This is a genomic window from Flavobacterium flavipallidum (assembly GCF_038289905.1).
GTDB classification, from domain to species: Bacteria; Bacteroidota; Bacteroidia; order Flavobacteriales; family Flavobacteriaceae; genus Flavobacterium; species Flavobacterium flavipallidum.
The window spans coordinates 1-23,975 of record NZ_JBBYHU010000020.1; the positions used below are offsets into that span (position 1 = coordinate 1).

General features: G+C 35.4%; 19 protein-coding genes. 7 read left to right on the top strand and 12 right to left on the bottom strand.

Features of this window, described 5'->3' with window-relative positions:
- Nucleotides 1-200: 200 nt before the first annotated feature.
- Nucleotides 201-485, top strand: a complete 285-nt coding sequence (locus tag AAEO59_RS10350) for a GIY-YIG nuclease family protein (protein ID WP_341700666.1) — start codon at nucleotides 201-203, stop codon at nucleotides 483-485.
- 124 nt (nucleotides 486-609) lie between these two features.
- Here AAEO59_RS10350 and AAEO59_RS10355 read toward each other — a convergent pair whose 3' ends face one another.
- Complete coding sequence (locus AAEO59_RS10355) at nucleotides 610-1,443, bottom strand: SMP-30/gluconolactonase/LRE family protein (protein WP_341700667.1); 834 nt, start codon at nucleotides 1,441-1,443, stop codon at nucleotides 610-612.
- A gap of 259 nt (nucleotides 1,444-1,702) precedes the next feature.
- Between AAEO59_RS10355 and AAEO59_RS10360 the strand changes: the two genes are divergently transcribed.
- From AAEO59_RS10360 to AAEO59_RS10380, 5 genes are all read left to right on the top strand, one after another.
- Nucleotides 1,703-2,881: a PepSY-like domain-containing protein gene (locus tag AAEO59_RS10360; protein WP_341700668.1), complete on the top strand. Its 1,179-nt coding sequence runs from the start codon at nucleotides 1,703-1,705 to the stop codon at nucleotides 2,879-2,881.
- 131 nt (nucleotides 2,882-3,012) lie between these two features.
- Nucleotides 3,013-3,597: an RNA polymerase sigma factor gene (locus tag AAEO59_RS10365; protein WP_341700669.1), complete on the top strand. Its 585-nt coding sequence runs from the start codon at nucleotides 3,013-3,015 to the stop codon at nucleotides 3,595-3,597.
- A 10-nt stretch (nucleotides 3,598-3,607) separates the two neighbouring features.
- On the top strand, nucleotides 3,608-4,048 hold the full coding sequence (locus tag AAEO59_RS10370) for a hypothetical protein (protein ID WP_341700670.1): 441 nt from the start codon (nucleotides 3,608-3,610) through the stop codon (nucleotides 4,046-4,048).
- 64 nt (nucleotides 4,049-4,112) lie between these two features.
- On the top strand, nucleotides 4,113-4,532 hold the full coding sequence (locus AAEO59_RS10375) for a hypothetical protein (protein ID WP_341700671.1): 420 nt from the start codon (nucleotides 4,113-4,115) through the stop codon (nucleotides 4,530-4,532).
- Nucleotides 4,533-4,607: 75 nt separating this feature from the next.
- Nucleotides 4,608-5,480 carry a hypothetical protein gene (locus AAEO59_RS10380; protein ID WP_341700672.1) on the top strand — a complete coding sequence of 291 codons (873 nt, stop codon included), beginning with the start codon at nucleotides 4,608-4,610 and terminating at the stop codon, nucleotides 5,478-5,480.
- Between the two features lie 86 nt (nucleotides 5,481-5,566).
- Here AAEO59_RS10380 and AAEO59_RS10385 read toward each other — a convergent pair whose 3' ends face one another.
- From AAEO59_RS10385 to AAEO59_RS10435, 11 genes are all read right to left on the bottom strand, one after another.
- Nucleotides 5,567-7,549: a glycoside hydrolase family 97 protein gene (locus AAEO59_RS10385; RefSeq protein WP_341700673.1), complete on the bottom strand. Its 1,983-nt coding sequence runs from the start codon at nucleotides 7,547-7,549 to the stop codon at nucleotides 5,567-5,569.
- A 344-nt stretch (nucleotides 7,550-7,893) separates the two neighbouring features.
- Nucleotides 7,894-9,576 (bottom strand): glycoside hydrolase family 28 protein, encoded by a 1,683-nt coding sequence (locus tag AAEO59_RS10390; protein ID WP_341700674.1) that lies wholly within the window; start codon nucleotides 9,574-9,576, stop codon nucleotides 7,894-7,896.
- Between the two features lie 254 nt (nucleotides 9,577-9,830).
- Complete coding sequence (locus AAEO59_RS10395; RefSeq protein ID WP_341700675.1) at nucleotides 9,831-12,215, bottom strand: DUF4982 domain-containing protein; 2,385 nt, start codon at nucleotides 12,213-12,215, stop codon at nucleotides 9,831-9,833.
- A 190-nt stretch (nucleotides 12,216-12,405) separates the two neighbouring features.
- Nucleotides 12,406-13,707, bottom strand: a complete 1,302-nt coding sequence (gene fucP, locus AAEO59_RS10400) for an L-fucose:H+ symporter permease (RefSeq protein ID WP_341700676.1) — start codon at nucleotides 13,705-13,707, stop codon at nucleotides 12,406-12,408.
- 124 nt (nucleotides 13,708-13,831) lie between these two features.
- Complete coding sequence (locus tag AAEO59_RS10405; protein ID WP_341700677.1) at nucleotides 13,832-14,275, bottom strand: MaoC/PaaZ C-terminal domain-containing protein; 444 nt, start codon at nucleotides 14,273-14,275, stop codon at nucleotides 13,832-13,834.
- A 114-nt stretch (nucleotides 14,276-14,389) separates the two neighbouring features.
- Nucleotides 14,390-15,457, bottom strand: a complete 1,068-nt coding sequence (locus AAEO59_RS10410; RefSeq protein WP_341700678.1) for a Gfo/Idh/MocA family protein — start codon at nucleotides 15,455-15,457, stop codon at nucleotides 14,390-14,392.
- 2 nt (nucleotides 15,458-15,459) lie between these two features.
- Nucleotides 15,460-16,689, bottom strand: coding sequence for an ABC transporter substrate-binding protein (locus AAEO59_RS10415; RefSeq protein WP_341700679.1), 1,230 nt, complete (start codon nucleotides 16,687-16,689; stop codon nucleotides 15,460-15,462).
- Nucleotides 16,689-17,828, bottom strand: a complete 1,140-nt coding sequence (locus tag AAEO59_RS10420; RefSeq protein ID WP_341700680.1) for a CaiB/BaiF CoA transferase family protein — start codon at nucleotides 17,826-17,828, stop codon at nucleotides 16,689-16,691. Before AAEO59_RS10420 ends, AAEO59_RS10415 begins: the two co-directional genes overlap by 1 nt.
- A gap of 125 nt (nucleotides 17,829-17,953) precedes the next feature.
- A complete protein-coding gene (locus AAEO59_RS10425) occupies nucleotides 17,954-19,090 on the bottom strand; it encodes a CaiB/BaiF CoA transferase family protein (RefSeq protein WP_341700681.1) in 1,137 nt (378 codons plus the stop codon).
- Nucleotides 19,087-20,235, bottom strand: coding sequence for an ABC transporter substrate-binding protein (locus tag AAEO59_RS10430; protein ID WP_341700682.1), 1,149 nt, complete (start codon nucleotides 20,233-20,235; stop codon nucleotides 19,087-19,089). The genes AAEO59_RS10425 and AAEO59_RS10430 overlap by 4 nt, the downstream gene beginning before the upstream one ends.
- A 326-nt stretch (nucleotides 20,236-20,561) precedes the next feature.
- Nucleotides 20,562-22,160, bottom strand: a complete 1,599-nt coding sequence (locus tag AAEO59_RS10435) for a hypothetical protein (protein ID WP_341700683.1) — start codon at nucleotides 22,158-22,160, stop codon at nucleotides 20,562-20,564.
- Between the two features lie 374 nt (nucleotides 22,161-22,534).
- On the opposite strand from AAEO59_RS10435, the gene AAEO59_RS10440 reads away from it, so the two are divergent.
- Nucleotides 22,535-23,404: an AraC family transcriptional regulator gene (locus AAEO59_RS10440; RefSeq protein WP_341700684.1), complete on the top strand. Its 870-nt coding sequence runs from the start codon at nucleotides 22,535-22,537 to the stop codon at nucleotides 23,402-23,404.
- Nucleotides 23,405-23,975: the final 571 nt, after the last annotated feature.

Genomic DNA, 23,975 nt, shown 5'->3' on the forward strand with positions numbered 1-23,975 from the left:
ACACATAAAAAATATGAAGAGCAAAACATATATTTTGAATCTCAAAAAATATCCTAAAATCACTGAAAAATTACTCTTGAAATATTGTTAATCAAAAGGTCCTTGTCCCGATAGCTATCGGGACGAGCCCAAGAGGGGGAGCTTTTATTTCAAAGCCTTTACAGCAATGTAGAGGCTTTTTTTGTTTAATATCTTATCCTATGCATTTTGTTTATATTATTTATTCTTCACAAATAGACTCTTACTATATTGGTGAAACTTCAAATTTCCAACTTCGGTTAGAATGGCATAACTCTGGAATATTTGAAAACTCACATACTAAGATAGCAAATGACTGGACTTTGTTTCATTTAATTGATTGTGTTGATATAACCCAAGCAAGGAAAATCGAGAAACACATAAAAAATATGAAGAGCAAAACATATATTTTGAATCTCAAAAAATATCCTAAAATCACTGAAAAATTACTCTTGAAATATTGTTAATCAAAAGGTCCTTGTCCCGATAGCTATCGGGACGAGCCCAAGAGGGGGAGCTTTTATTTCAAAGCCTTTACAGCAATGTAGAGGCTTTTTTATTTTATATCTCTTCCTTGAAAAGCTTAATCAATTATTCATTTAATAACAACTTATAAGCTATTACACTATTATGGTTAAAAGTTGGGATATACAACACATTTTCCTTTACATTATAACCTAAATCAGCCGTATTCATCTGTCCTTGAACATCCTGTAATTTTTTGATTTCTCCATTGGCTTTAACGTAATAAATCAATCCTGCCCAACATGTAACTATAAATTCACCGTTTTTTAGTTGCTCAACCCCATCTCCGGGCTTTTCAAAACCTTTGGCCAAAACACTAATACTTTTCTTTTCATCAATCTTCCAAAGTTCTGTATTTGCCAAAACATAGAGGTTTTTATTTATCCATTTTAACCCATTCGCATTAGTTACATTTTCTAAATACAGCTCACTTTTACCATTTTTAATTTGATGTACTTTATTGGTTCGTGTATCTGAAACATAGACCACTCCTTTAGTATCTACAGTCACATCGTTCAAAAAAATAGCATCTTTAATTTCTAGCTTATTAATAATTTTACCGCTTTCTATATCAATACTTACCAAAGCTGTTATATCAGCCACATAAAGCGTTTTTTTATAAAGAGCTATTCCCTTTGGGGCATTTAAACCTTCAACAAATTTTGGATTTTTAACACTACCATCCGCATTAAGAATAGCAATCCCTCCTTTTCCGTCTTTTACATTTCCTGCTCCATCAATCAAACTTACATATAACTTTTTATCAGCCTGATTATACAAAACAGACTCCGGAACTGGAAGATTCGAAGTTTCCCAAAGCGATTTGGAGAGCTCTTGAGCATTAGAAGCAAAACTAAAAACTAAAAAAGCAGATAGGGTTAAATATTTGAATTTCATCATGGAACTATTATTTAGAAAAGTATTATGTATCAAAAAATAAAGATAGTTTAAAAATCCTATCGAAGAATATTATGTTCATAAATCATCCTCACAACAAAGCGTAAACATCCATTATTTAGACTCTAACATAAAAAAAACTTTTTTTTTCAAACTCTAAAACTTTTTCAAAAACAATAGGTCTAATGGATAATGACGTTCATTACAATACATGTATTTATGAAATAAATCTACCTACTATTAACTATTAAATTTAAAAAAAATGAAAAAGATTTCTCTATTTGCAATCGCATTAGCCTGCGTATTGTACAGTTGTTCAAATGAATATGTGGGTTCTACTGACAACAGCACTACTGCTGACATGACTTATGAAACGACCAGTGCAGCTACTTTGCCTACTTCTATTAGCAGCTATGTTGCTAAAAATTACGCTGGAGCAAGTATTTCAGAAGTAAACTTAAATTCAGATGGATCTTATACCGTATATGTTAATTCAGGAACTACATCTAAAGGAATTACAAACATCAATGCTATTTTTAAACTCTATTTTACTGCTAAAGGACTTTTGTCAAGCTCCAGCACAATTACTCCTGTAGCTATTAGTGATTTACAAGCAGCGATTATTACTTACATCACCACTAACTATCCTGATGCAACAATTAACTCTGCACACTCAGAATCAGATGGTAGTTTTGACGTTTTAATTACCACTGCCGACGGTGTAAAAATGAAATTGAATTTTAGCAGTACAGCTGAATTTGTTTCGGCTCGTGAACTTAAAGCTAACGGTAACCACAGACACCATCACTCTGACCGTCACAACAGAATAGCCTTGATAAATTTAATAAGCAGTATTAAAACCTATATAAGCAGTAATTATCCTGATTCAAAAATAGTAGCTGCATTTAAAGAATCAGACGGTAGTATCGACGTATTTGTAGTTACAGCTGATGATGCTAAATTGAACATCAACTTTACTGCCGATGGCGAATTTGTTTCTGTAAGTACAGTAGACATGTTCCATATGGGCCAACATATCATTTTAACTGTTGCAGACATTCCTGCTGATATTACAACCTATATTACTACAAATTATAGTGGAGCAACGATTAAGGGAGGACATATAGAACCAGATGGGACTTATGAAATTTATTTATTAACATCTGACAATGTAAAATTAAAACTAACATTTACAGCAACCTATGAATTTGTTTCTGAAACAACAAGAACTGATTTTGGTGACCACACCTCTATTTCTTTAACCGAACTGATTACTGCCATTAAAACTTATATTGAAACCAATTATCCTGGTGCAGTAATTAATGGTGCTCACAGGGAAAGAGATGGTGATATTGAAGTATACATTACCACTACTGATGCGAGCAAGTTAGAACTTGAATTTACATCTGCAGGTGTATTTATCAAAGCTGAAACTAGATAATTAACTAACTGTAACCCATACAGGATCAAATCCTTGTATGGGTTTAACAACTAAAATTAGTTTAAATACTTTTACAGCAACTATTTAAACTTAAAATTGTAATTTTAATAAACTAACCCAACTTGTAACTATTGGCAAACGAATCAGAATTTATTGCTCAATTAATTAGCGAAACGGATAGAGACAAGGCTTTTAATAAACTCATTGATCTATATCAGGTTAGACTCTATTGGCATATCCGAAAATTAGTTATTACGCACGAAAATGCCGATGATGTTTTACAAAATACTTTTATCAGGGTTTATAAAGGATTAAGTAAATTTTCGGGACAGAGTGCGCTTTATACCTGGATGTACAAAATAGCTTATAACGAATCGATTCGCTTTATTGAACAAAATAAAAACAAACAATCCATATCGATAGAAGATGTAAGTGACAAATATTTGAATAGTTTACTGGAAGACAGTTTCTTTGAAGGTGAGGCACTGCAATTAAAATTACAAACTGTACTTTCAGGACTTAACTACAAGCAAAGACAAATTTTCAATATGAAATATTATGATGATTTAAAATTTCATGAAATGGCTACCATTTTAGAAATGAAAGAAAGCACTATAAAAACAATCTATTACAATGCAGTAAAATTTATTGAAAGTAATATTGAAACTTTGGATTTAAAAAATGACGTTATTATACTAAATACAACCCACAGCTAAGATGAATATTATGGAAACAAATGACAAAAGAAACCCCATGAAGGATGACGAGTTAAACAAAATTCATTCAGACGCTTTAGGACTTAATGTACCGGAAAATTATTTTTCCAATTCAAAAAAAGAAATCTTAGGCAAACTAATAATTGAGGCTAGTCCTAAAGTAATTCCTTTTTACAAAAAAAGAACAACTTGGTATGCTGCGGCAATGATAACCCTGTTTTTAGGATTAACTTTAATCAATAATTACAACAAAACAGAACAACAAATTTCTGCCCCAATTTCGGATAGTATTGCTCAAATTGAAAATGCCACAAATCCTATTCCTGAAAACAGCAACTCTATTCCAAATTACAAAATGAGTGCTGAAAATGACATTTTAATTTCTTCACTTTTTGTTGAAGACAAAGAAATTGATGAATATATAACAAATTATATTTTAGACGACATTTAATCAATCTAATAGATTTTAGGTCTAACAAAAAAAAACTAATTTAGTATTACTAAAAACAACAATAATGAAATCACTAATTACAATAACAGTTTTCCTCTTTTTTATGGGATGTTACTCTGGAAATGCACAAAAGAGCACTGTGATTGATAATTTCACAACTGAACAACAAAAATTAGTTCAGGAACAACGTGAGATGATTAAAGCTAACAGAGAAGCTTTCAAAGCATCACTCACTGCAGAACAACTGGCTATTTTAAAAGATATGAGCTTGAGCAAAGAACAAAAACAAGCCGCATTAGCACAAACATTTACCCTTGCACAAAAAAATTTGCTCAACGAAAACAGAGAAAATATTAGAGAATTAAAAAGAGATTTTAAAAACAGTCTCACTAACGAACAGCGACAACAACTTCAAGAACGCTTGACTAACAGGATTCGCGAAACGATTAAAGATTCCAGATTACGAAATGTAAAACATAGATAAATTATGCTATTTTTATAGTATTCAAAGTAAGTGATTAAAAATTTTAATCACTTACTTTTTTAATTTTAAATCTAAATGAAAAGAATCTTTATACTTGTTTTATTTTTTGCATTTGCCTTAAAATTTCAGGCACAGGAAACAGGTACTAAAGATCAGGAAACAGATGAAATTATTGATGCCCTTTTAGAAAAAAATCAAAACATTGAAGAACTACTAAAATCAATATCCAAATATCAAATAATATATCTTTCCCTGAATTATAACAATAAAACATTTTTTTCAGGAAGAGATATTGGTGTAGAGCAATACAACCTAAACCCAAAAATCAGTTACCTTCATTCCAGTGGTTTCTATGGGAGTCTTTCCGGAATTTATTATAGCGCCTTTGAACCTAATTGGGATTTAACTACTGCCTCTTTAGGCTTTGGAAGAGATTTTGGAAAGCAAAAAAAACTACGTTATAACGGTTCCTATTCCCGATATTTTTACAACAACAGTCTTGATAATGCTTATAGCAATGTACTCAATACGACTCTTAGTTTCAGAAATAAAAAAAGAAATTTTAGTTCGCAGTTTTCCTTTTCTTATTTATTTGGTAATCAAAACGGAATCCAAATTAACTCCACAAATTTCGTTTTACTGAACTTATATAAAAATAAAAACACTCAACTTTCACTTAAACCTCAACTTAGTATTGTAGCAGGAAACCAAACCATTGAACTAGCCAGAAACTATTTTTTTAATGGCCATCCCATAACTGTATATACCACTAATTCTACTTTTGATTTGATTAATACTCAAATTAACTTTCCATTAAATTTCAATTACAAATCCCTTGACTTTGAAATAAGTTACAATTTCAATTTTCCAAATGCTTTAAAAGGGGAAACTAATGTAAAAAACACCTCCTATTTTAATTTTTCTTTGGGGTATATGATAAATTTATAATTTGATTTTTTTTCAAATAAAAAAGCTTACAAGAATAAGGTATAACCTCATAACTCATAAGCTTTTCAAACACTTTTTAATCTTTATTAATTCAAAATTAATGTCGCTCCATTACAAGGAATTGACAATTCCATTTCCTGATTCTTTTTCAATTTAGCAGAAATTACTTTTCCATTTAATTGTGCATCATCCACATATTGTTTAAGTTGAGAACCCGCAGCAATCATTGGTAATTTTACTTTAATCTTCAAGGTTTCCTTTTGCGCATTGATTCCGGCTACATACCATTTATCGCCATGACGACGGGCTAATACAGCGTATTTACCTGGATAACCATCAATAAAGCGAACCTCATCCCAAGTGGTTGGTACTTCTTTCATAAAGTCAATCGCCCATTTTGGAGCATCGGTTAGATTATTTGGTGCCAAAGCAAAATGCTGCACACTACTTTGAAACAAAACGGCTGTTGCCAAAGCATAAACGTCAGAAGTCATACGTTTTGAACCTTTGTTTGGCGTATTGTTTTCATTATAAAATTTATTCAAAGCACTTCCGCCAAAATCCATACTTCCCACTGTATTTCTGATAAAAGTGTGTAAAGTAGCGCTAAAAGCTTCGGCATCACAATATTTTTGACCAAAATAAAGATTCTCACTCGCTAAGACTGCTTCACTGGAAACATAGTTTGGAAACATTCTTTCCCAACCACGAGGTAAAGTCGTTCCATGAAAAATAACTGCAATGCCATAATCATTAGCATCAAATAAAATATCTTCATACAGCTTCATCGTTTCCTGTTTGTCTCCACCAAAGAAATCGACTTTAATTCCAGTAACACCAATGCTTTTCATCCAAGCCAATTCTTTTCGACGAAGTATAGCATTATTCATAATTCCTCTAGGCGTTTGTGGCGCATCATTCCAATGTCCGTTAGAATTATACCACAAGTAGAAACTAACTCCTTTTGTAGCGGCATACTTAGCTAATTCTTCAACTTTATCACGCCCCACTTGAGTATCCCATAACGCATCCACTAAAAGCGTTTTGTAACCCAAATCGGCACTAAAGTCGATATATCTTTTTTGCTCATCGTAGTTCATACTTTTTTCCATACCAATGATCCAACTCCATGTTCCCTTTGTATATGGGTATTTTTGAGAGGCTTTATAAAGCGGTTTTACCAAATCAAATGGAACCGTTGTTTCTACAATCGGTGCCAATGTTTGTCCTACAGTAATGGTTCTCCAAGGTGTTTCACCCGGGAGACGAATTCCCGGAGCCGAACTTCCGTTGCCGTTATTTTCGCCTTCCATTGGGAAACCAATGGTATATAAACCTTTTTCATGTCCAATTAATCTACTGGCACAATAATGACTGTCCACGCCGGTTTCTGAAATCAAAACCCAGCCGTCATTTTTAACTTTAAAAAGACAAGGAAAAGTATAACCTTGTCCATCACCATTTTTTCCCACAGCCGCATCTACAACATAGGGAATTTCATAACTAGGCATGGTTCTTTTCCATCCCGCCATAGCCTGACTTTGGGCAGAAAGAAAACTAGTTGTTCCCTGTGGAAATAAAAAGCCGGAAACTTCCTCTTTAACAACTGTAGTAAGTGCTTCTTTTTGCGGATATACTTTATATTTAAATGCCACATCATTATTACTTACTCTAAAAATAATATCAATTGCAGCATTGTTGTCTTTTGTAAAAGAATAAACCGCTTCATTGGCTACATAATGCACCTTACTTTGTTTGATATTTGGCAACTCATAAGTTTCATCTATTTTATTCTGGATTACTTTATCACTTAAAACTAATCCCGAACTAAAATCACCAACATTAGTTTTTAAACCAAGAGGCGAAGTTTCTAAAAACAATTTCCCATTGTAAGAAACACTGTAAGTGGGCGTTCCGTTGTTGACAACTAAGTTAACAGTAAGCTTTCCGTCCGGACTAGCTACAGCTTGTTGCGCCTGTAAATTTACACTCCAAAGAGTAAGTATAAAAAAACAACAGACTATTTTAAAATAAGATAACAAAGAATACTTTGAATCGATTGCGTTCATTTTTAGTTCATTTTAGTGTTAGAAAATCAAAAATATAAAATATTTACACGAACTTCTCTTTTTAAAGTGTAAAAATTACACTATTTTAATTCCGTACCATTGTCATTCGCTATCACCAAAGGTTTGGTGGTAATCAAAACTTCTTTCTTATTCTCTTTTCTATTAACAAAAAAACCTGAGTGCAAAAAACACTAACACTAACGCTAGCTATTTTCTTTTGACTGGTTTATTGTTGCTGCATTAAGGTAAGTTTTTTAGATATCCAAAATTAATTTGGTTAACCATTTTGAATAAAAAAACTCCAAAATCAGGCGACTTTGGAGATTTTAGAATTTTATTTTCGATTACAATTTCACTGCTTTTTTAGGAACTGTTTCCCCTATGAATATTTTCTTAGATAAATTTGAAGAAGAAGTTAAATCGATATTTTGACAGCCTTCACCATTAATAGAAATTGCTTTAGGAGAAGTCGAATTGATTTCAACGTTTTTCAAAGCGCTGTTCTTCACATTATAAATAGTAAATACATTGCTGTCCTTAATATCAAATTTTGCATCACTAATTTTGATTCCGTTTCCGTCAATAATAGTAACCCCTTTATCGGCTTTTGCAATTAAATTAGAAATAGAAATATTTTCAAGATTCATCTCAGGCAAACCTTGTAAAAACACCGCTTGTTGCGCTCCGGCAATGGTGATGTTTTTCATCGAAATATTCTTAAACTGTGGTGTTTTTTCATCTACCGGAAGTGCTTTATTGGCAATCTTAGCTCCACCTTCTTCCAAAGTTTCAGCTATTGATTTCCCACCATAATACAAATCAAATGAAATAGCCTGAGAAGGAATATCAGTCATATAAATATCCGAAATAAAGATATTTTCCACAACTCCACCACGTCCTCGGTTACTTTTAAAACGCAATCCTACATCAGTTCCCATAAATGAACAATTGGAAACGTGCATATTTTTCACACCACTGGACATTTCACTTCCCACTGTCACACCACCATGTCCATGATAAACGATATTGTTTCTGATAATAATATTTTCACAAGGCTTTTTACGGTCACGACCGTCTTTATCCTTTCCTGATTTAATGCAAATAGCATCGTCTCCCACATCAAAACTGGAATTTTCTACCAATACATTTTTACAGGATTCTACATCCAATCCGTCACCATTTTGAGAAAACCATGGATTGCGAACCGTTACATTGCGAACAATTAAATCCTCAATCATTAATGGGTGAATATTCCAAGCCGGAGAATTTTGGAATACCGGACCGTCAAATAAAACTCTTTTACTGTTTTGAATACTTACCAACACCGGACGAAGAAAATCGTGAATTTTTTCAAAATCTTCTTTAGTTTTCAAATCCAAACGCACATTTTGATCTGCACCTTCTGATGCATTCATAAAAACTTCTGATGGATACCAACTCGTTTTTGACTCATTAACCACACCACCTGAAGCCACAAATTTTTTCCATTGACTTTCGGTAAGTTTCGCTTTTTTCACCTGTCTCCAAACTTCACCTGAACCATCCCAAACTCCGTTTCCGGTAAAGGCAACATTCTCTAAATTTTTACCATAAATAGGCGAAATACAACGCCAGGTATTTAATCCTTCAAAACTGGTTTCTACTAATGGATACAAACTTTTATCAGGTGAAAACTTGATCAAAGCCCCTCTTTCGGCATGCAATTCCAAATTGCTTTTCAAAATAATCGGTCCTGTTAACCAAATCCCGGCTGGGATAATTACTTTTCCGCCACCTTTTTTGGACACAGCATCAATAGCATCAGCAAAAGCTTTGGTATTCAAAACCTGACCGCCATTGACAGCACCAAAATCTTTGATATTTACTACATTATTTGGAATTTTTGGCTCCTGAATCTTGTTCATCTTAAATTCAATTCCGGGATAGATTTCCTCAGCATTTGCATTTTGAGCAGTACTATTTTGCGACCAGACCGACAGCATAATAGTAAAAGCAGCCAACAAAAAATTTCTTGATTTATTTTTCATTCTTCTTTTTTTATAGGTTATTTTTTGGTTATAACAATTAATGTAATCGATTGCCTTACAAATATATTTAAAATTAATTGATTTTTACTCAATAAGCATACCACTCTTTTCGATACTATATTGTTAAAATTTAAAATCCAAAGAAAACGACTCTTCTGATACAGCAATTTTGAAAATCCATTTAGAAATTCTGAAAACAAAAAAGCCCTCTTTCCTTTTCAGAAAAGAAGGCTTCCTATTTTTATTTCTAATTCTTAATTAGCAGAATTAATACTTAAAGTTGCTGTTTTTAATCCTTTTCCGGTAACGGTTAATTCCATAGTTCCGGCTTCTTCAATTGATTGCAATGTAACAACTAATTTTCCACTAAATAGTTTCATAGTTGGCAAATGAAATTGTTCCAGCGATGTAGCATCTCCGCTACAAGCTGCTTTATATTTTCCTTTTCCTTTGACTTTAAATTGCAATTGATTGGTAGCGGTAGGACATGGAACTCCATTTTTATCCAGTACTGAAACGGTAACATAAGACAAATCTTTGCCGTCTGCCAGAATGCTATTTCTATCAGCGTTAAGCACAATTTGATAAGGTGTGCCGGAAGTTTGAATTTGCTCCTCAGCCACTGCTTTTCCTACTTTATCAAAAGCAACTACTTTCAGCGTTCCGGGTTCGTACTTCACGTCCATCCACATCAGGCGGTATCTATTTTGTGGAGTAGCGGTATTCTTTTTTTGGATACCCATACTTTTTCCATTTACAAAAAGCTCGGCACTATCATAACTCGTATAAACGAAAACCGGTGTGGTTTGACCTTCGCGTCCTTCCCAATTCCAATGTGGTAAAAGATGTAAGGTGGGTTTTTCGGTATTCCAACGGCTTCGATACAAATAGAATCTGTCCTTTGGCAAACCGGCCAAATCATTGATGCCAAAATAAGAACTACGGGAAGGCCATTTCTCATCATAAGGTGTTGGTTCGCCCAAATAATCAAAACCGGTCCAGACAAATTCGCCAATTACCCAAGGCTTCTCATCCTGTAAGACAAAATCCTCATCAGGTACATTAGACCAACTACAAGCTTCCAAATCATAAGAAGAACACTGAAAATCTGGATATTGTTTGTTTTTTTCTTTTACCACCGGGAATTTATAAATCCCTCTTGAGCTCACGGTAGAAGCCGTTTCAGAACCTAAAATAAATCCTTGTGGGAATTTTTTAAAAGCTTCTTCGTATAAATGCACGCGATAATTCAATCCCGGAACATCTAACAAGGCACCAAAACCAGATTCCATAGTCGCTTTTACCTGATCCATACCAACAGTAACCGGTCTGGTTGGATCTTCGCGGTGGAAAATTTCCTGTAACCATTTGGCACGTTTTACTCCTGCTTCACCGTGTTGATCCGGAACTTCATTTCCGGAACTCCACATTACAATACAAGGATGATTTCGGGTAGCATGAACTAAATTTACGATATCTATCTCGGCATAGGCTTCAAAAAAGCGGTTGTATCCGTTTTTAACCTTTGGCTTTGCCCATTCGTCAAAACTTTCGGCTAAGAACATAAAGCCCATTTCGTCACACAATTCTAATTGTTCTAATGACGGCATGTTGTGCGAACTACGGATGGCGTTACAACCCATATCTTTTAAAATGGTCAATTGACGACGCAAAGCCGCCTTATTTATTGCCGTTCCCAAAGGTCCTAAATCGTGATGCAAGCAAACGCCTTTAAACTTTCGTACTTCGCCATTTAGACTAAATCCTTTATTCGCTTCGTATTTTATCTCACGAATTCCAAAACGGGTGCTAACCTCATCTTTTAATTCGTTCCCCACAAACCATTGTGAAACAGCTTTGTACAAATACGGACTTTCAGGACTCCACAACTTTGGATTTTCAACTTTGATATTTTGATCGAATTCATTTCCAAATTTGATTGTTGCTTTATCAGAACTTATTTTTTGTCCATTAGCATCATAAATAGTCGTAACTAAATAGCCATTTTCTCCTGAAGCTTTGGTTTTAATATTTACTTTGGCAACTTCTTTGCTAACTAATGGCGTTGTTATAGAAGTTCCCCACTGATCAATGCTTTCGTTATTTTTTATAATCAGACTAACTTTTCGATACAAACCGGCACCCGGATACCAGCGCGAAGCAAACTCTTTATTACTTAATTTTACCGCCAATGTATTCTCACCTTCTTTTAAAAAGTCAGTAACATCAAAATAGAAATAGCTGTACCCATAAGCCCATTCACCTACTTTTTTACCGTTTAAATAAATTTGTGGTTCGCTCATGGCGCCTTCAAAAAGCAGGATTACTTTTTTGTTTTTCTCTGCAGCTGAAATCGTAAATTTATTTCGGTACCAAGCCGTCCCGATATGAGGCAGCGCCCCGGTTCTTCCGGTTTTTTCAGAAGCTGTTTTTTCGCCATTTTGAACAATCGCCACGTTTTGTTTATCCACTTCCTTATCAAAAGGACCGTAAATAGCCCAATCATGAGGCACGTTTACTTGCTCCCATTTTGAATCATTAAAATTCGTTTGGGAAGCGTTTTCAAAATCTCCTTTTTGGAACTTCCAATTGCTTTCTAATACCCGCACTGTTCGCACCTGAGCAAAGGAGATTTGCATTGTTATAAAAAAGATTAAAAAGAAAAATCTAGACTGTGTCATCTTAGTTTTTAGTATTTGGTTGGTAATTATAAGAATCGTTAAAAATAGCTACTTTCTAATTGTAAATTAGAATATACAATATCAGTTATTAAAAAAACCCGACCACTTTTTATAGTAATCGGGTTTGAATTATAGATTTAAAAAAAAATTAAGCTGCTTTTTTCACCTTGTGCCCAAACACTCCAAAGTACAAAATCACTAAAAAGCAAACCAGCGGTATAATATAACCCGACTGAATATCGTCATGATTCATATCAATTAAAGTTCCCATTCCGTATGGCAAAATCGCTCCTCCTACGATAGACATTACTAACCATGAAGAACCCGTTTCGGTATTACTTTTCAATCCCACTAAACCTAAAGAGAAAATGGTTGGAAACATAATCGACATAAAAAATCCGATAGCTCCCAAAGCGTAGATAACATAAATTCCGCTTCCATAAATAGCCACCGCACAAAGTATCGCGCTCAACACAGCATAAATAGAAAGCAACACATAATCTTTTACATATTTCAAAAAGAAAGTTCCTAAGAATCGTCCTATCATAAATAACGCACCATAAATTCCAAAATAAAAAGCAGCAGTTTTCTCATCCAATCCAGCTTCTTTTTGTGCAATTCTTATAAAGAAACTGGTCACACAAACTTGAGCTCCTACATAGAAAAATTGTGCTACAACTGCCCAACTCAAATGACGGTATTTTAAAACCGAGAAAAATCCGGGTTTTACTTCTACCTCCGTATGATCTGGTTTCATTGATGGCAAATGCATAAAATAAAACAACACCGCTACTAATACCAAAATAGTTCCTAAAATAATATAAGGTAATTTTACAGCTGCCGCTTCTCCGGTAAGATACGCAATTCGCTCTGCATCTGGCATTGCAGCCATTTGCTCTGGAGAATGATTTACACCCGAAAGAATAAAAATCCCTCCCAAAAATGGCCCTACGGCTGCTGCTAAACCATTAAAAGAAGCAGCTAAATTCAACCTAAAAGATGATGATTCTGCAGGTCCTAAAATAGCTGCATAAGGATTAGCACTGGTTTCCAAAACTGTTAATCCACAACCAATTATAAATAACCCTATCAAAAACATATTATAATCTCGTGAATTTGCAGCTGGTACAAAAAGGAAGGCACCTGCTGCAAAAACCAATAAACCTGTAATGATACTGTTTTTATAACCTATTTTTTTTATAATCATTCCTGCCGGAATCGCCATCAGGAAATAAGCCAAATAGATTGCTGTATCAATCAATGTCGATTGACGGTTGTTTAACTGACAGGCTTTTTTAAGGTGTGGAATTAAAATTCCGTCTAAACTATGAGCCATTCCCCAAAGGAAAAATAAACTCGTAATTAAAATAAAAGGTAACACATAATTTGGTCCTTGCCCTTTTTCTGTTGGTACTTCATGTACCTCGCCCATTTGATTGGTTACTTGCATGTTTTATAATTATTGGTTGGTTAAATATTCTAATTGATTTAACATTTTAAAATTTTTACTTACCATTAAGTTTTTAAGAAAATTAAGTTAAAAATGCTTAATACATCTTAACTCCTTATTGGTTTTAAAATTTCTTTTTTACCAGTAGCAAATGGTCACAAACCATTACTACTTCACCTCTTTGATTGATGATTTCCAAATGCTCTGTTACTGTTCCCATCTCCGGTCTTTTGGCATCGCCTTTCTCTGAAATGGTAATTTCTGAGTGAATGGTATCACCAATGTGTACCGGTTTTACAAAACGCATGCGGTCATAACCCTTAGAAAAAGCTTCGGGATTAATCTCAGATGCCGTCAATCCTACTCCAATGGCAAGTACCATTGTTCCATGAGCAATACGTTGTCCAAAAGGCTGGGTTTTACACCATTCTTCGTCCATGTGGTGTGGAAAAAAATCGCCTGTATGTCCTGCATGAACCACAAAATCAGTCTCGGTAATGGTTCTTCCCAATGTTACACGTTTATCTCCTAATTGATAATCTTCAAAAAATGTTGATTTGAAATACATATTTTTAGTTGTTTAGTACTTAGTTGTTATTCTTTAGTTTTTAGTAACTAGTCCTTAGTCCTTTGTAGTTAGTAGAGATTCCAAAACTAGGGACTAAGAACTAGGGACTATAATTTATAAATCGTTCAGTGGTACACCACCTTTGGCATTACTGATATAGCAAGCTTCTACTACTTGCATTGTTCCCAATACATTTTCTACACTGGCAAACAATTCACTATCCGAACCTTCTTTGTAACGCATCAAATTAGCCATTGTTCCCACAAAAGCTTCCGGAAACCAGGAACCTTCCAGTTGTACTTTTTTCCATTCGTATTTTCCTTCTTCGTTTTGAACCGAATATTCAAAAACATCTTCCAGTCCGGCAGGATAGTTCATCAACAAGCCCATTTTAGCTTTGACAGCTCCTTTAGTACCTTCCCATTTGATGTAACTTTCTTCATGCTCCGGTCCAAAATGATGATCGTGATTAGTATTGATAACCGCACGCATGGTGTCTCCATAATCTAAAATAATCGTAGAACGTGAAGAGGATAAATCTTTTGATGGATGTCTCCAGGTTTTCGCCAAAACACTTTTTGGATCTCCTACAAACGAACGAATGCAATCGATATAATGTACAGAGTGAAATAAAATCTCTAGTCGTGGATGTACTTTAACCAACGGGAATAATTCCCAAGGCGTATTCACGGTAACTTTAAACTCCATGTCATACAATTCGCCAATGATTCCTTCATTAATTAAATAACGGGCTGCGGCAACAAATGGAGCAAAACGCAACTGGAAATTGATTGCGCCTACCAGATTTTTTCTTTCGCAAACGGCAAGTATTTCTTTGGCTTCAGCCAAATCATTTCCCATTGGTTTTTGAATTAAAACGGCAGCACCATCAGGCAATTGTTCTAGAATTTCAATGTACTGTTCCGGCATTACCGTAATATCGTAAACAGCATTGGCAGGTGCACTTTTTACGGCATCAGCCACTGTTTCAAAAACATGAGGAATTCCAAATTCAGCAGCCATAGCCTGTGCCTTGGCAAAAGTTCTGTTAGTAATCCCGAAAACCTCAAATCCAGCCATTTTATAAGCTGGCAAATGCGCATCTTTTACAATTCCGCTGGCACCAATAATTACTATAGGTTGCTTGGTTTTGGGTAAGTCGGGCTTATAGGGAATTTGCATAATTATAATATTTTTTCAATTTCAATTTGTGTGTTTTTTAATAAATCCGCTGATGGGATATCTGTTTTTAAAGCGGTTAAAACCATTTGATCAATCAAAATAGCAATATCCGGCCAAACAGCAATTTGTGGCAAAGTCAGTGCATTTTCATGCAAACTTTCTAATTTATGATAATAAGGAATCGTTGCATTGATTTCCGGATCTTTCCAGGTGGATTTTCTACAACCTATTCCGCCTTCATTCGTTAATAATTTATCACTTTCGGCAGTGGTGGCAAAGCGTAAAAAATCATAAGCCAATTGTTTATTTTTACTTCCTGTTCCAATGGTATATAACCAATAAACATTCAATGAAGCTGTTTTTCCGCCTTCGGCAAATGGTAATGTGGTAACGTCTACTTTTCCTTTTACCTTAGATTCAGCAATTACTTCGCACATCGAAGCAAAACCAAACCAGTTGATGGTCATAGCTGCTTCTCCATTTGAAAAAGCAATACCTGCTTCTACCGAACCAAAATCAATGGAGCCCGGATGAACCGCATCTGTTTTCTTAACGATATAACGGTAATAGTCCAGTGTATCGATTGCTGCCTGAGTGTTAACGTTTACATTCTTTTGACTATCTAACAAAGCACCTCCGCGAGTCCATAAATGCAAACAAAAGTCAAAAACCATATTGTGTCCGTCAGGATAATTGGCAAAAACGCAACCGTATAAATTTTCACTAGGACGGTTAAAGAAAGTCGCTATTTGTTCAAATTCCAACCATGTTTTTGGTGGCGCTAATTCATAACCATACTGCTTTTTAAAATTTTCTTTTTCAATTGGATTTTCGAATAAATCCTTTCTGTAAATCAAACATTCCGGGCCATCATGAAACGGTAATCCATAAATACCTCCTTCAATTTCCTGCAAATGCAACAATGAATTATGCCAACCCTGAGGAAAATCCTGCGGAGCTTTTTTGGCAATAAAAGAAGTTAAATCCTGAACAGCATTCGCTTTTGCTGCATCAAAAATCCAATCGGTATTGATGTGGGCTATATCCCAATCGCCTTTTTTCAAACCACCTTCACTAATAGTTTGTTCATACAAATCATGCAATTCCATAGGAACCATTTCCACAGCAATACTAATATCATTTTTTAAGCAAAAGGCATCCCAAAGTTGCTGCATGGCCGTTTCAAAAGGGCCAAATTTTCTAACCGCAATTCTAAATGTTGAATTTTCCATTAGCAAAGATTAAATTCTTTAATAATATTTTCGTTATCCTGACCTAATTTAGGCGAAGCTTTACCAAATGTAAATAATTCTCCGTCAATTCGAATAGGACAACGAGTTGTTTTATAACGATAACCGTCTGTCATTTCAACTTCCTGAACAAAGTCTAAAACCCGGAATCCTTCCTGGGCAAAAAGCTGTTCGTAATTCAATACATTGGCACACCAAATATCAGCAGGCTCTAAAATATTCAACCAATATTCAGAATCCTGAGTTTGTAAATGTGCCGCTAAAACCGATTTGATATCGTCTCTTAATGTAAATTTATTTTCAGGGAATTGTTTCAATTCTTCACAAGATAACAATTCTGCCAAAACCGGAATCGAACCCATGGCTAAACTCATGTATCCATTTTTAGTCTGGTAAATTCCGTAAGGCGCTCCTAAATAAGCATTAGCATTGTTAGTTTTAGTTCTAACAGGCAACTCCCCACCGTCATTAAAGAAAGTCGTGATGGTTTCAAACTGAAAATCAAATGCCGATTCTAGCATACTCACTTCAATTAAAGCACCTACATTTTGAGTCACTTTTCGGTACAAAGCAGCTAATATTCCCTGAGCTAAATGTGCTCCCGCCAGCATATCTACAATAGACAATCCCATAGGAACCGGTCCATCACCTTCGTTTCCTGTTAACCAGGTCAAAGCGGTTAAAGATTGTAACAACAAATCCTGTCCCGGCAAATCTTTAAAAGCACCTTTGGAGCCGTAGCCGCTTATCGAAGCATAAACCACATTAGGATTTATCTTTTGTACTTCTTCATAACTCAATCCAATGCGTTCCATAACACCCGGTCTGAAATTATGCATCACCACATCGGCTTTTGCCAATAGCTTCTTCAATTTTGCTAATTCTTCCGGCTGTTTAAAATCAATCGCAAAGGATTCTTTGTTTCGGTTTATCGTATGAAAAACAGAGGATTCTCCGTTCATAATCAAATCCGAAGTATATAAGGTTCGGCAAATATCACCTGTTCCCGGTTTCTCAATTTTAATGACACGGGCACCCATATCGGCCAGACGCAAACTTGCCGAAGGTCCCGAAAGAAACTGGCTGAAATCTATTATTAAATAATCTTCTAATGGCTTCATTTTTTGTTTAACCGTTTTATAGTTTATTCGTTGAATCGTTTGTTTCATTTCTAACTGTTAAGCGTGATTATTTGTTAAACATTTCAATACGAATAAACGATTTAACAAATAAACGATTTAACAATCTAGCGAATAAACTCTTTCTTTATAATGACATTTTGCTCTCCTACTTTTGGCGCGGCTTTGGTGCTGGTCAAAATTTGGCCATCCAACTGAATCGGGCTTCTGGTAGTAACGATCTTTCTATGCTCGGCATTTTCAATAGTCTGTTTCATTGGCATACCAAAATCAATCGCGTCCAAATCCTGATAATTCAAAACTTTTCCACACCAAACGCCTTTTCCAATCAATAAATCCAACCAATGATCTGTTGATTTTTGAAGGATACGCTCACTTAAAAGTGTTCTGATCTCATCGCGAAATTGAAACCACAAATGTTTTTCACGGTATTTTTCCAAATTCACTTCAAGCAATTCGCTAATGAACATTAAATCGCCCATAGCCAGTGAAAGATAGCCATCCTGAGTTTTATAGACACCATAAGGCGCACTCAAAAAAGCATGGGCACTTCCGGCAACATCACCTCTTTGCTGCAATTTCCCGCCATCATTCAAATACGAAGTTATGGCTTCAAACTGAACATCGAGTATTGATTCGATTAATGAAACCTCAACCAAAACCCCTTTATTGGTTTTCGCTCTTTTTAATAAAGCCGCCAAAATCCCCTGTACTAAATGATTGCCACACATGATATCGGCAGTTGATAAACCAAAAGGAACCGGTCCCTGACTATCTCGTCCGCTCAGCCATGTCAAACCGGATAACGATTGTACCAATAAATCCTGTCCCGGTTTTTTAGCCCAAGGGCCTTCTTCACCATAACCTGAAACCACTCCGTAAATGATTTTAGGATTGATGGCAATCGCATCGGCGAAAGCCAAACCAATTTTATCCATCACACCCGGTCTGAAATTATGCGTCATAATATCAGCCTTGGCAATCAATTTTTTGACTAATTCTAAATCATCCGGATTTTTAAGGTCGGCAGCAAAAGAATCTTTATTTCGATTAATCGTATGAAATAACAGGCTGCTCTCATCAACAAATAAGTCTTTAATACTCAATTGACGACAAGCCTCTCCTTTTACAGGTCTTTCGATTTTAATAACTCTGGCACCTAAGTCGGCGAGTTTTAATCCTGCTGAAGGTCCTGCCAAAAACTGGCAAAACTCTAAAACAACAACACCTTCTAAAGGTCTCATACTGTTGCCTCGTTAAGTGATTTTACATACAAAGCATCCATTGCTTTAAGCACAGCCACTTCATCGCCACCATTCATCAAATAATCACGTACTACATCACCGGCATGATCCTGGAAATACATGTGTCCTGCATATCTCGGACGAAGGAAAGCACGCTCTAAAGCAGGCAGCGTATTTTTGAAATAATCATGAGTGATTCCGTTAATTCTTTCACTTTTCCAGGCTTGTAAATGTCCCGGTTGTCCGCCATTATCGGCAAAAATATTTTGTTGCACTTGAGAAGAACCTGTAAATTCAGCATATTTCAACGCTTCCGGAAGATTTTCGCTAAAAGAAGAAACCGCTAAACCTGTTCCTCCTAACGAACTAATCATCGGTTGGTCATTCAATTTTACTAAGTCATAAAAGTGAAGTAAATGTTTGCTGTAACCAATTCTTGAATAATTAGAATAACCATAAGCAAATGGGCAATAGGCAATTTCGTCTGTGTTTACCATTGCTTCATAAACCTGAATTGGGTTTCTGTTGAAATTAGCCGGATCCATCAACTGCGCTAATTCGCGGTGCATTTGCAAAGCTTTAATTCCGGTTTCTTTTGAAATTACTTTCTCCTGAGACAAGAATGGAGCTTCGCCCAAACTACAACAAAACGAATAAAAAGTCATTAATGAATCTACCGGAATCCCGGCAAAAGCAACCAATCCTTTTTTGGCTAAAGCCAATAAATCTTCGTAAGTTTCAGGAACTTTCAAACCGTTTTTTTCTAAAATATCCAAACGAGCCGCAGCTACCGGAGTAGCAGCATCAATAGGCAAAGCCCAAAGTTTGTTGTGAAAAACATAACTTTCGTATGATTTCCCTACGGTATTTACTTCCTGATCTTTAATATATTCACTTGAAAAATGATCTGACAATGGCACAATCGTATTGGTAGCAGCACCAAAACCTGTCCATGGATGATCAATCACCAATAAATCAAATCTTTTAGCTAAATCTTCAATCGAAGCATCGGCAAATTCCTGTAAGCTTCTTTTTTCCCAACTAATTTCTACATCTGGATACAGCTCAGTAAAACGCTGAGAAGTGGCAACCATTGGCAAAAGCCCTCTTGTATGGTTCCATGTAATCCCTTTCAATTTCTTCATTTTTTTTACTTTTCTATTTTTTATCGGAACGCAGTTTTCCAAAGTTAAAATTAAGAAAACTAATCTAACCGTTTTTATCCGTTATTATTTAGGTTTTATCTGTTTTTCATCTGCAAAACAGCTGTGAATATAGTTATTAAAACATCAATTCGAGTGCTTTTTTGTAGCATAACGAAACAAAAAACACTCGAATTGACATATTAATTTTTAACCGCCCCGCCCGTTGGGCACCTCCCGAATTCTCGGGACAAGCTCTCCCCAGCAGGGGAATAACGCTCGAAATTCCCCTCTTTTAGAGGGGTGGTCGAAGACCGGGGTGTTTTATATTAAACTGCTACATCCCCACAAAAATGTACCTGAATTCCTAATTCCTGTAAAGCAGCTGCTTTGATTCGGCACAATTTGTTAGCTTCCGATTCATTTTCGGCATACACCACATGAATGTGATTCGCCTTATGGCGTCCCATCATCTGGTCGCGACTCACTCCTTTTAAAACCGCATTCATAATAGGCCATTGTGGTGTAGTCATATTCCATCTTCGGTCTAATTCTTCTTTTGGTAAATCGACTGATTCCCCAATTCCCATATCACAATGCAAAGCATCATCCATCACATAAATACGACTCCAAACAATTGATCCCGGTTTACTCACACCTTTCACACTTCCTCCACCTAATCTGAAATACATTTCAGGCTGTCTTTCGCTGGAAGTTCCTTCATAACCGCCTACAAAATGCTCCGGAGGTGCTGCTCCACTGATTAAAAACACCCAGACAAATCCGTCAACGCTGTCATTTTTATAGTGCTCTCCATAGCGTAAATCATGCAGTGTATTTTCGCCTTTCAAGCCCATAGAACGCCATAAATTATAAGTCACCAAGGCATCAATTCCGGCACATTCATCCACTTCGTTAAAATGTGGCAAAGCCTCTCCGGCAAACAACTCGTTTCCGGCTTCGTCAAAAACAGGAGGACGGTTTTGATTGTTCAACAAACCTTCAACCAAATCACTGGCAGGAACTAAATCTTTCAATCCTTGTTGGTATTGAATCCCAATAGTATCACATCCAAATTCGGCTGCAATGCGCACCGCTGCAATGTACATTTTGCATTGTAACAAGGTTTGGTTTCTGGTTAACTGAGTCGCCTCATCCGTTCCCCAGTCAAACTGCATTCCTTTATCAAGCAACCATTGTAAAACCGCTTCGGCTTCTTCGTCTTTCACCGTTAGCATTTTGGCGTAAAGCGATGATTGGGATAATCTTTCTTTATAAATTCCTGTTGGATGCAACAAATGATCCGGAACAATCGCATTGAACATTCCCATACAACCTTCGTCAAAAACCCCCATGATGGCTTTTTCTTTTCGGAATGCTTTAGCAAAATTTACTCCGGCAGCCAATTCGTCAGCAGGAATCAATGCTTTATCAAAAGCTTTCACATGGCTCAAATCAGGCTGAACAGTAGCCGTTTGTAGCCAGTTTTTCAGATTTGTTTTGAAAAAATCATCACTAAAATCCACACTCCACAACGTGCTGTATTCCACTCCGGCCTTAGTCAAAGAACCATTTAAGTTTAACATTCCTACCAGTCCAGGCCATTCTCCGCTCCAGTTGGCAACGGTCAAAATAGGACCTTGATGTGTAATCAATCCTGCCAAAACGTGGTGTGAATATTGCCAGACACTTTCGGCAACAATTAGCGGAGCTGTTGGGTCAATGTTTTTAAAAACCTGCATTCCCATTTTTTGGCTATCGATAAAGCCGTGTTTCTTTTGCTCATCATAAGCGTGTGCCCTGATGATTTTTCCGCCTGCCTCAGCCACAGCTTCTGATAATAATTGTTCCATTTGGGCTTGTGCATCCCAACAAACCTGATTGGCTGATAAACGCAAATCGCCACTTGCTACAAGATAAATGTTCATTTCTATAAATTATTTATACATAATAACACACAAAACAATTTCAATTTCTTAACTGTTTTGTGTATTCATATTGTTTGTTATTTTATCAAAAAGTGTAAACCTCAAAATCTATTTCTTCTCATTGTCGTACCGAATCTGCCGAAGTATTTTTTAATGTAAAATGGACTTCGACAGCTTCAGATTGACAGTTGAAATCTTAAAGTTTAATTGAAACGGACTCTTAAAATAAGAATAGCATTCATTTCAAATTTGCAAAAAATATCACTATCAATACTGTTAGTTATTTGCATGTCTTTATAGGATATTATCATAAAAACCATTTGCAATTGTGCAAAATACACTAATTTAGCCTAAATTATTCAAACACATTGTTTATGAAGCCTTTATTCCATAAAGTTCCTACCAGTATCCAAAGTTCTTATGAAGTCAGACATGACAAAAAACCTAATTTTGGAAAACTGTGGCATTACCATCCTGAACTGGAATTGCATTATGTAATCAAAGGCGAAGGCGTGCGGTTCATTGGTGATAACATCAGTAATTTCAGCTCGGGAGAGCTCATTTTGCTGGGTGAAAATCTGCCTCACACCTGGCGATGTCATGAGGAATATTACCAAAATAATTCGGCTCTGGATGTAGAAGCTATCGTTATCCACTTTTTGCCTGATTGTTTAGGCAAAGATTTTATAAACTTGCCGGAATCATTCATGCTTCCAAAATTATTCGATAAGGCTAAAAAAGGGATGATTTTTAATGGCAAAGCCAAAGATGAATTGATTGCGTTAATGAAAAAAGCGCCTAATGTGAATCAGATTGATAAGTTAATTATCCTGCTTAATATTTTAAAAATTCTGTCGGAAACCGAAGAATATACTGAGATCACTTCTTCGCATGCTTTTTACCAATCGAATGAATCGGATTCTATTCGATTGAACAAAATTTGCAGTTACACCCTTTCTAATTATAAAAAAGAAATCACGCTGCAGGAAATCGCGGCATTTAGCAATTTGAGTGTGACTTCTTTTTGCCGTTATTTCAAGCTGATGACTAAGAAAACCTATTATGATTTTTTGATAGAAATCCGGATCAGTCATGCTTGTAGATTACTGATTGAAAACAAAATCCCTACTGAGATGATTTGTTTTGAATGTGGTTTTAATAATGTTTCCAACTTTTACCGCCATTTTAAAAAAGTCACCGGAATTACGCCTATGGAATACAAGAAAAGCTATTTGTCGAATTAGAAGAAAGAGACAAGAAGCAAGAAAATAGACGATGCAAAGATTTTGACTAAGATTTATAAAAAATCCGTTTCATCTGTGTTAATCTATGGCTATTCTTTTCACCATATAAGACATTTAAGTTATATAAGTTTTTTGTCTTTTAATAAGAATTATAAAAGTTCAAATAAGTCATTTTTATTTTTGAAAATCTAAAACAATTTGCGGTGATTTTTAACCGCAAAGAACACAAAGGTTTTTCGCAAAGTCCGCAATGAAAAAATCCGTTTAATCTGTGTTAATCTGTGGCAGAAATTTAACCGCAAAGAAAGCAAAGGTTCTCGCAAAGATTTATAAAGAAATCCGTTTAATCTGTGGGCGTTCTTTTCACCATATAAGACATTTAAGTTATATAAGTTTTTTGTCTTTTAATAAGAATTATAAAAGTTCAAATAAGTCATTTTTATTTTTGAAAATCTAAAACAATTTGCGGTGATTTTTAACCGCAAAGAACACAAAGGTTTTTCGCAAAGTCCGCAATGAAAAAATCCGTTTAATCTGTGTTAATCTGTGGCAGAAATTTAACCGCAAAGAA